The 10,630-nt window shown below is 73.4% G+C and carries 2 protein-coding genes; both read right to left on the bottom strand.

The genetic code is table 11. From position 1 onward, the window contains the following. On the bottom strand, positions 1-3,572 hold a 3,572-nt coding region (locus ACIPXB_RS36905; protein ID WP_401457361.1), incomplete at its 3' end, for an amino acid adenylation domain-containing protein. Next, positions 3,572-10,621: an amino acid adenylation domain-containing protein gene (locus ACIPXB_RS36900; protein WP_401457360.1), complete on the bottom strand. Its 7,050-nt coding sequence runs from the start codon at positions 10,619-10,621 to the stop codon at positions 3,572-3,574. The genes ACIPXB_RS36905 and ACIPXB_RS36900, both read right to left, overlap by 1 nt. Positions 10,622-10,630 lie beyond the last annotated feature (9 nt).

Raw genomic sequence — 10,630 nt, 5'->3', positions numbered from 1 at the left:
GCCAGCGGCGCCCACGACCACCCATCAGCAGCGATGTGATGCACCACCACCACCAACACCCGCTCCAGCGGCCCCACCTCGAACAACCACGCCCGGAACGGCACCTCCGACGCCAGATCGAACAGATACCCCGCCGCCTCCGCGACCGAAGCATCAAGCTCCTCCGGCACCACCCGCACCACCGAAAGCTCCCACTCCAGCTCCCCAACCGGAATGATCCGCTGATACGGCTCACCGTCGTCTGCCACGGCGAACACGGTGCGCAGCAGTTCATGGTGCGCCAGGGCATCGCGCAGTGCCGCTTCGAGGGCCCGGGGGTCGACGGCCCCGGTGAGCCGCAGGGCGACCGGCATGTTGTAGGTGGCGCTGGGTCCCTCCAGCTGACCCATGAACCACATCCGGCGCTGCGCGAAGGACAGTGGCACCCGCTCGGGGCGCCCGCCTGCGGTCAGGGCCGGCCGGGCCGCCTCCGCGTCGGCGAGCCGGCTCGCGAGACCCGCTGCGGTGGGCGTCTCGAACAGTTCGCGCAGCGGCAGCTCGACACCCAGCACCGCGCGGATCCGGCTGACCAGCCGGGTCGCGAGCAGGGAGTGACCGCCGAGCGCGAAGAAGTCCTCGTCCACGCCTACCTCAAGCAGTCCCAGCACCTGGGCGAAGACGCCGCAGAGCAGTTCCTCCCGGACGGTGGCGGGGCCGCGGCCCGGGCCCGCCGTGTGCTCGGGGGCCGGCAGCGCCTTGCGGTCGAGCTTGCCGTTGGCGGTCAGCGGCAGTTCGTCGAGCACCACGACTGCCGATGGGACCATGTACGCGGGCAGGCTCAGGCCCGCGTGGGCGCGCAGCTGCGCGGCGTCCACGGAGGCGCCGGTCCGGGCGACCACGTACGCGACCAGGCGGACGTCGCCCGGGACGTCTTCGCGGGCCGTCACGGCCGCCCGGGCCACGGAGGCGTGCCCGGAGAGCACGGCCTCCACCTCACCCGGCTCGATCCGGAAGCCGCGGACCTTCACCTGCTCGTCGGCGCGGCCCAGGCATTCCAGCCGCCCGTCCCGGGTCCAGCGCGCCAGGTCGCCCGTGCGGTACATCCGGGTGCCCGCCTCGAAGGGACCCGCGACGAACCGCTCGGCCGTCAGGCCGGGACGGCCCAGGTACCCGCGCGCGACCTGCGCGCCCGCCAGGTACAGCTCGCCCGTCACTCCGGGCGCGACCGGCCTCAGGCGCTCGTCCAGCACGTAGGCCCGAACGTCCGCGAACGGACGGCCGACCAGCACGGGCCCCTCGTCCGAGACGGGGGCGGACGTCGCCCACACCGTCACTTCGGTCGGCCCGTACACGTTCTCCACCGGGGCGCCGGTGGCGGCCAGCCGCTCGGCCAGCTCGCCGGGCAGCGCCTCACCGCCGACGAGCACCCTTACCGAGGCCGGCCAGGTGCCCGCCTCCAGCAGGCCCCGCCACAGTGACGGCACTCCTTGCACCACGGTCGCCCCGGTGGAGCCCACCAGGTCCAGCAACGCGGCCGGGTCCCGCACCGCGTCACGGGAGGCCACCGCCACCGACGCGCCGGACACCAGCGGCAGGAACAGCTCCAGCGCCGCGATGTCGAACGACACCGTGGTCACGGCCAGCAGCCGGTCATCGCCCCCGAGCGGAACGCGCTCCCCGGCGCCCCGCAGGTGCGCCGCCAGGGCACCGTGCGGTACCACCACGCCCTTGGGCCGGCCCGTCGAACCCGAGGTGTAGATCACGTACGCCGCGTCGTGCGGCCCCACCACCGTGTCCAGGGGCCCGCCGTCCAGCTCCACGAGGGCAGGGTCCTCCACCGGCACCCGTACGACGTCCCCGGGCAGCACCGCCGCGCACTCCGCCGAGGTGACCACACACACGGGCGCGGCGTCCTCCAGCACGTACGCGAGGCGCTCGGTGGGATACTCCGGGTCCAGCGGCAGATACGCGGCGCCGGTCTTCACCACGGCCAGCAGCGCCACCACGAGCTCGACGCCCCGCTCCAGACACACGCCCACGACGGAGCCGGCTCCCACGCCGGATCCGGCCAGGTGCCGTGCGAGCCGGTTCGCCCGCGCGTCGAGCTCCGCGTACGACACCGCCACTCCCCCGGAGACGACCGCGGTTGCCTCCGGCGTCCGGGCCGCCTGCGCCGCGAACAGCTGCGGCAGGAAGGCCGGCGGCTCCGTGCCGGCCGCCGCGCCGCCCCACTCCAGCAGCAGCCGCTCCCGCTCGGCTGCGTCCAGAACCTCCACCGTGCTGACGGGCGCCGCCGGGTCGGCGACGAGCTGTGCCAGCACCCTCACCAGGCGTTCGGCCAGTGATCCGGCCGAGTCCGCGTCGAAGAGGTCGGCGGCCACCGTCAGCGATCCGTGGAGACCGGCCGGCCGGCCCGCCGCGTCGAAGGTCTCCCAGCAGTCCACCTCGAGGTCGAATTTGGCCCCGTGGACGTTCGTGGTGGCCACCTCGACGTCGAGCCCGGCGAGTTCGAGGACGGCGGCGGCGTTGTTCTGAAGATTGAACATGACCTGGAAGAGCGGGTGGCGGGCCATCGAGCGGGTGGGCGCGAGCTCTTCCACCAGCTTCTCGAACGGCACGTCCTGGTGCTCGAACGCCGACAGGGCGGTCTCCTGCCCCCGGGCCAGCAGGTCCCGGAAGCTGGGGTCGCCGGACAGGTCGGTGCGGATCACGAGGGTGTTGACGAAGAAGCCGACCAGGTCGTCCAGCGCCGAGTCGGCGCGTCCGGCAGCGGCGGAGCCGATCGGTACGTCCGTGCCGGCCCCGAGGCGGGAGAGCAGGACCGCGAAGGCGCTCCGCAGCACCATGAACGGGGTCAGGCCCTCGGCCAGCGCCAGCTCCGCCAGCCGTGCGTGCACGGCGGCGGGCACCTGGAGGGGCACCCGGTGGCCGCGGTAGGAGCCGACCACGGGTCGCGGACGGTCGAACGGCAGCGCCAGCTCCTCCGGAACGCCGGCCAGGGCACCGCGCCAGTACGCGACCTGGTGCGACATCCGGCTGTCCGGGTCCTCTTCCTCACCCAGCAGCTCGCGCTGCCACATCGCGTAGTCCGCGTACTGCACGGGCAGCGGCTCCCACTCCGGCGCCCGACCCGCGGTGCGCGCCGCGTACGCCGCCGACAGGTCCCGGGCCAGAACGCGCAGGGACCAGCCGTCGCCGGCGATGTGGTGGGTCGTCAGCACGAGGGTGTGGTCCTCGGGGCCGGTCGAGTAGAGCCAGGCCCGGATCGGGACCTCCGAGGCCAGGTCGAACGCGTACCCGGCCGCCTCGGCGACGGCGTCGTCGAGGTCCTCCGGGGCCACGTCGGCCACGCCCAGTTCCCACTCCAGGTCGCCGGGTCGGAGTATCCGCTGGTACGGCTCGCCGTCGGCGACCGCGTACACCGTGCGCAGGACCTCGTGGCGGCCGATGACGTCCCGCAGGGCCGCGTTCAGGGCCACCTGGTCGACCCGGCCCGAGAGGCGGAGCACGACCGGAAGGTTGTATCTGGCGCTCGGGCCGTCCAACTGCCCTATGAACCAGAGTCGGCGCTGGGCGAAGGACAGGGGAACCATCAGGACTCCTCGTGGTTGCGCATCGGCCGGAGGACCGGCCTGATTGACTTCTCGGTTCCCACGCGCCGGGCCAGACCGGCGACGGTCCGGGCCTCGAACACGACCCGCAGTGGAATCTCGGTGCCCAGGACTTCCCGCAGGCGGGTCACCAGGCGGGTGGCGAGCAGGGAGTGGCCGCCCAGGGCGAAGAAGTCGTCGTCCATGCCGACCTTCTCGATCCCGAGGACCTCGCGGAAGAGTCCGCTGACGGCCTCCTCGCGGGCGTCGGCCGGCCCTCGTCCCTCGCCGGCCCGGAATTCGGGGGCGGGCAGGGCCTTGCGGTCCAGCTTGCCGTTGGCGGTCAGCGGCAGCGCCTCCAGCACCACGACCGCGGACGGAACCATGTACTCCGGCAGCCGGTCGGCCAGGAAGCCCTGGACGAGGGACGGCAGGTCGCCGAGTGCGCCGCCGTCGGCGACGACGTAGGCGACCAGTCGTCGGTCTCCGGGGGTGTCCTCGCGGGCGATGACCGCCGCCTGTACGACCAGCGGATGCGAGATCACCGCGCTTTCGACCTCTCCGGGCTCGACCCGGAAGCCGCGGATCTTCACCTGGTCGTCCGCACGGCCCGCGAACACCAGCCGTCCGTCCGCGGTCCAGCTCGCCCGGTCGCCGGTCCGGTACATCCGCGTACCCGGTTCGAACGGGCAGGCCACGTACCTCTCGGCCGTCAGCCCGGGCAGTTTCCGGTAGCCGCGGGCCAGACCCGCACCGGTGGTGTAGAGCTCCCCTTCGACGCCCAGCGGCACCGGACGCAGCGCGGCGTCCAGCACGTAGACCCGGGTGTCGGCGACCGGCCTGCCGATCGGAACCGACGCAGACCCCTCGGTCAGCTCCGCTCCGAGTACCTCGTGCACCGCGGTGAACGTGGTGTTCTCGGTCGGGCCGTAGCCGTTGAACAGCCGCAGCGACGGCAGCTCGGCCAGCAGACGCCGACAGCGCTCCACCGACAGGGCGTCACCGCCGGCCAGCAGTTGCCGCACGCCGCGCAGGACCGACACGTCCTGGTCCACGACCTCGTGGAACAGACCCGCCGTCAACCACAGCGTGTCCACCCGGTACGTCGCCAGGAACGCCCCCAGCTCCGCCACCGAAACCGCCCCGGGGCCGGCCACGGCGAGCGTCGCCCCGTTCAACAGCGCACCCCAGATCTCGAAGGTCGCCGCGTCGAACGAGACGGACGCCAGCTGGCCCACCACGTTCCCCGGGCCCAGCTCCAGGTACCCGCATTCACGCACCAGCCGGTCCACTGCCCGATGCGGCACGACCGTGCCCTTGGGCCGCCCCGTCGAACCGGACGTGTGGATGACGTACGCCGCGTGCTCCGCGGACGGCGGGGCGGACAGCTCCGGAGCGTCCCCCGGCCGGCCTTCCAGCTCCGCCTTGGTGCCGGCGTCGTCCAGCACGACCCGGGGGAGGTCCACCGCACGGGCCGCACCCGCCTGCGTGCGGCCCTCGACCAGCAGCAGGGCCGGCGAGGAATCCCGCAGCATCCGGGCCACGCGTTCCGTCGGGTACCCCGGGTCGACGGGAAGGTAGGCGCCCCCGGCCTTCGAGACCGCCAGCAGCGCGACCACCAGGTCGACGCCGCGCTCGAGGCACACGGCGACCACCGACTCGGGGCCCACACCGCGGCCGATCAGCAACCGCGCCAGCCGGTTGGCCCGTGCGTCCAGGTCCGCGTACGACAGGCTCGCGCCGTCCGCGACCACAGCCACGGCGTCCGGTGTCCGCGCCGCCTGCGCCGCGAACAGCTCCGGCACGGTGGCCCGGGCCACGCCCCGGTCCGTGCTGTTCCAGTCCCGGAGCACCCGCGCCAGCTCGTCCTCGCCCAGGACCTCCACCGCGCCCAACGGCACCTCCGGACCGCCGTCCAGCGCCGACTCCAGTGCGGTGACCAGATTCGCCGCCGCGGTGCGCACCAGTTCGCCCACGGCGGCACCGTCCACCGGTGCCACCGCGTCCACGGAGAGCGCGATCGTCACGCCGTCGTCGTCGACCATCAGGGCCAGCGGGAAGTTGGTGCGCTCACGCGCGAACACGAGCTTGGTGCCGTCGAGTTCGCCGTTCCAACGGTCGTCCAGGTTCTGGCCGGCGTTGCGCCGGTAGTTGAGGAACGTGGTGAACAGCGGGCTGCCGCCCGCGACACCGCTGGCGCGCTGCGCGACCACCAGCGGGGCGTGTTCGTGCTCCAGCAGCTCCGCCAGCTGGCTCCTCATCGCGGAGACGGCCGCCACCACGCCCAGCCGGTCGCCGTCCACCCGTACCGGCAACGTGTTGATGAACGGGCCGGGGATCCGGTCGGCGCCGGCGCCCGCGTTCATCCGGCCCGACAGGACGGTACCGAAGACGACGTCCTGCCGGTTGGACAGGGCCGAGAGCACCCGCGCCCACACCACGTGCAGCACGGTCGCCGGGCTGGTGCCCAGACGCCGGGCGACCTCGCGGAGCCGGGCGTCCACCTCCGGGGCCGGTTCGACCCGGCTGCGGACCAGCTCCTCGCCGTCTCCGCGCACGTCGACCAGGCCGAACGGGGCCGTCGGCTCCTCGACATCACCCAGGAGGGCCTCGAAGTAGCGCTCGTGCTCCGTCCGTGCCACGCCGCCGCGGGCCTGGGCCACGAAGTTGCGGAAGGGCAGTGGCTCGGGGAGTTCGGCGTCGCGGCCGGTCAGGAAGGCCCGGACCTCCGTCAGCAGGACGACCAGGGCCGTGTGGTCGCGCACCATGTGGTGGGCCCGGACCAGGGCCAGCCACCGGCCGCTGCCGGGCACGGCCGCCGTGTGCAGGGTGATCAGCGGCGGGCGGGCCAGGTCCATGGAGAGACCGCCCCGCTCGACCAGTTCGGCGACCGGGTCGGTACCCTGCGGGTCCAGCGTGACCTCCGTGACCGGCAGCTCCGCGTGCCGCCACACCACCTGCACCGGCTCGCGCAGGCCCTCCCAGACGTAGGAGGTGCGGTAGATGTCGTGCCGGTCCACCACCTGCCGGACCGCCTCGGTGAACGCGTCCATGCGCGCGCGGGAGTCGAACTCCAGCACCGCGGGCATCACGTAGGCGTCCTGGCCGCCGTCGGCGAGCACGTGGTGGAAGAGCAGCCCCTCCTGCAACGGGGCCAGCGGGTAGACGTCGGCGACGTTCGCCGCGCCCCCGGGGACGGTCGCCACCACCTTGGCGATCTCGTGCTCCGACAGCTCCACCATGGACAGCATGTCCGGGGTGATCTCCGTGGCACCGGCGGGGATCCGGTTGGCCGGCACCTCGATCCGCTCCGCCCCCACGGAGGCCGCCACACCGGCCGCGGTCGGGCTGTCGAACAGGGTCCGGACGGAGATGGACACCCCCTGCACGCGCAGGATCTCGACGAGTCGGACCGCCACCAGGGAGTGGCCGCCCAGCTCGAAGAAGTCGTCGTCCACGCCGACCCGATCCAGGCCGAGCACCTCGGCGAAGGCCGCGCAGACGATCTCCTCACGGGCGTCCGAGGGCCCCCGGCCGGCACCGGCCAGGCCCGCGAAGTCCGGTGCCGGGAGCGCCTTGCGGTCCAGCTTGCCGTTGGCCGTCAGCGGCAACGCGTCCAGCACCACCACGGCGGACGGCACCATGTGCTCCGGCAGCCGGTCCGTCGCGAACTGGCGCAGCGTCCCCGCGAACGTCTCGGCGTCCGAACCGGGGCCGGGCACCGCGTAGGCGACCAGAGAAGTCTCGCCGAGGCCGTCCTGGCGGGCGACGACGGCGGCCTGGGCGACCTGCGGATGCGCGGCGAGGGTCGTCTGCACCTCGCCCGGCTCGATCCGGAATCCACGGATCTTCACCTGTTCGTCCGCACGGCCGAGGAAGACCAGCCGGCCGTCCGCGGTCCACTTCGCCAGGTCACCGGTGCGGTACATCCGCGCACCCGGCTCGAACGGGTCGGCTACGAACCGCTCGGCCGTCTGCCCGGCCCGGCGGACGTATCCGCGTGCCAGCTGGGCACCCGCGACGTAGAGGCCGCCCGCCACGCCGACCGGCGCCGGTTCGAGGCGGTCGTCGAGTACGTAGAGCCGCGTGTTCCCGACCGGCCCGCCGATCGGAACCTCCCCGTCGGCCAGCAGGTCGGCGGTCAGCCGGGTGGTGGCGACGCCGATGGTGGTCTCGGTCGGGCCGTAGTGGTTGAAGACGGCGCACTCGCCGGCCTCGGCCACCAGTTCCCGGACCCAGCCCGGGGCGGCGGCCTCGCCGCCGAGCACGAGCGCCTTCCCCGGGAGGACCTCCGCCGGACCGGCAACGGCGCTCAGCGCCGCCAGATGGGAGGGGACGACCTTCAGGTGATCGATGGCGTGCTCGGCCAGGTAGCCGCAGACCGCGGCCGGGTCGGTCACCGCGCCTTCCGCCAGGATGTGCAGCTCACCGCCCGTCACCAGGCTCGCGAGGAGGACGGTGTTGCCGAGGTCGGTGACCTGGGCCTGGAGCAGGGCGTAGCGGCTGCCCGGCCCGGTGAACCCGACCCGCGGGGGGACCGTGGCGACGTAGTTGGTCAGTGCCCCGTGCGTGACCGCGACGCCCTTGGGCCGGCCGGTCGAGCCGGAGGTGTAGATCACGTACGCGAGGCCGGCCGGGTCGGCCACCCCTTCGGGGGCGGTCGACGGAGCCACGGCCAGTTGCATGGCCGTCACCGTGTCGTCCAGCGCGACCGTCCGGATCCGGCCGGCGGGAAGGTCGTCCAGGATCTCCTCGGTGGTGAGCACGAGCACCACGCCGCTGTCGGTGAGCATGAACGCGGTCCGGTCCGCCGGCTGCTCGGGGTCGAGCGGCAGGTAGCCGGCTCCCGCCTTCCAGACCGCCAGCATCGCGGTGATCATCTCGATGCCGCGGGGCAGCGCGAGGCCGACGACGGACTCCGCGCCGATGCCCTGGCCGGCCAGGTGGTGGGCGAGACGGTTCGCCCGCGCGTCGAGCTCGGCGAACGAGACCCGCTCGCCGTCGGCGACGATCGCCGTCGCGTCGGGAGTACGCGCCGCCTGCGCCCCGAAGAGGCCGGCGACCGTGTCCTGCGGCACCTCGGCGGCCGTGTCGTTCCATCCCGTGAGCAGGCGGGACCGCTCGTCGTCCTCGAGCACCCGCAGCGCGCCCAGCGCCGCCTCGGGTCCGCCGTCCAGCGCCGCCTCGAGCGCCGTCACGAGGCCTTCGGTGGCGGTGAGCACCAGCGCGCCCACCGCAGTGGAGTCGATCGGGGCGACCGCGTCCACGGCGACCCCGATGCCGTCGTCGTTGTCGTCGACCAGGATCACGAGCGGGTAGTTGGTCCGCTCCCGCGAGAGCAGCAGCCGGGTCCCCTCCATCACCGCTCCGGCGCGTTCCTCGGCGCTCTGGCCCTCGTTGCGGCGGTAGTTGATGAAGGAGGTGAACAGGGGGGTGTCACCGACGAGACCGCTGGAACGCTGCGCTGCGACGAGCGGGGCGTGCTCGTGCTCCAGGAGCTCGGCCAGCTGGTCGCGCATGGCGGTGACGGCTGCCAGCACGCCCAGCCGGTTCGTGCCCACGCGTACCGGCAGCGTGTTCATGAACGGGCCGGGCACCCGGTCGGCGCCGGCACCGGCGTTCATCCGGCCGTACAGGACCGTGCCGAAGACCACGTCGTCGCGGCCGCTGACCGCGCCGAGCACCCGGGCCCACGCCACGTGCATCAGCGTGGCGGGGCTGGTCCCGAGCCTGCGCGCGGTCTGCCGAATGCGTACGTTCAGGTCCTCGCCGAAGCCGGTCACTGCGTGGACCGAGTCCGCCCCGTCGCCGCGCACGTTCAGCAGCCCGTACGCGGCGGTCGGCTCGGTCACGTCACCCAGCAGGGCGGCGAAGTACCGCTCGTGCTCCTCCAGCGGAACGCCGCCGCGCGCCTGGGCGACGAAGTTGCGGAACGGCAGCGGCGCAGGCAGCTCCGCGGCGCGCCCGCCCACGATCTCCCGTACCTCGCTGAGCACGACTTCGAGTGCGGTGTGGTCACGCACCGTGTGGTGCATCCGGGCGAGCGCCATCCAGCCGCCTCCCGGCAGCGCGGCGAAGTCCACCCTGATGAGCGGTGCACAGCCCAGGTTCATCGCGGAGCCGACGACGGCCTGCAGCTCGGCTGCCGGATCGGCGGTCCCCGGGTCGAGGGTCACCTCCGTCACCGGCAGGACGGCGCGCCGCCAGACCACCTGGACGGGCTCGCGCAGCCCCTCCCAGACGAACGAGGTCCGGAAGATGTCGTGGCGGTCCACGACCAGCTGCAGCGCCTCGACGAAGGCGTCCAGTCGCGCGCGGGTGTCGAACTCCAGCGCCGCCCGCAGGACGTACGCGTCCTCACCGCCCTCGGCCAGCAGGTGGTGGAAGAGCAGGCCCTCCTGCAGCGGGGCCAACGGGTAGACATCGGCGATGTTCGCGGCGCCGCCCTCGACGGTGGCCACGATCCGGGCCACCTCCTCGGCGGTGAGGTCCACCAGCGGCAGCATCTCCGGGGTGATCTCCCGCGCGTCGCCGGGGATCAGGTTCACCGGCACGTCCACCTGCCTGGCGCCGGTGGAGGCCGCGAGGGCAGCCGGGGTCGGCTTCCGGAAGAACGACCGGACGGAGACGGACACACCGTGCCCGCGCAGCACCTCCACCAGGCGCACAGCGAGCAGCGAGTGACCGCCGAGCTCGAAGAAATTGTCCTCGACGCCCACGTGATCGAGACCCAGCACCTCGGCGAAGGCGGCGCACACGAGCTCCTCGCGCGCGTTGGCCGGACCCCGACCCACACCACCGACATACTCCGGCACCGGCAGGGCCTTGCGGTCCAGCTTGCCGTTCACGTTCAGCGGCAGGGCGTCCAGGACCACGACGGCCGACGGCACCATGTAGCCGGGAAGACGCTCACCGGCGAACAACCGGACCGGTTCGGCGAGGTCCTGCGCCCCGTCGGCGGCCACCACGTAGGCCACCAGGCGGAGGTCGCCGGGGACGTCCTCACGGGCGACCACCGTGGCCTGCACGACGTGCGGGTGGGAGGCGATCACGGCCTGGAC

Source organism: Streptomyces sp. NPDC090022 (genome assembly GCF_044748145.1).
Classification (GTDB): Bacteria; Actinomycetota; Actinomycetes; order Streptomycetales; family Streptomycetaceae; genus Streptomyces.
Note: the sequence above shows the minus strand (reverse complement) of the source record. Positions and strands in the feature narration are given on the sequence as shown.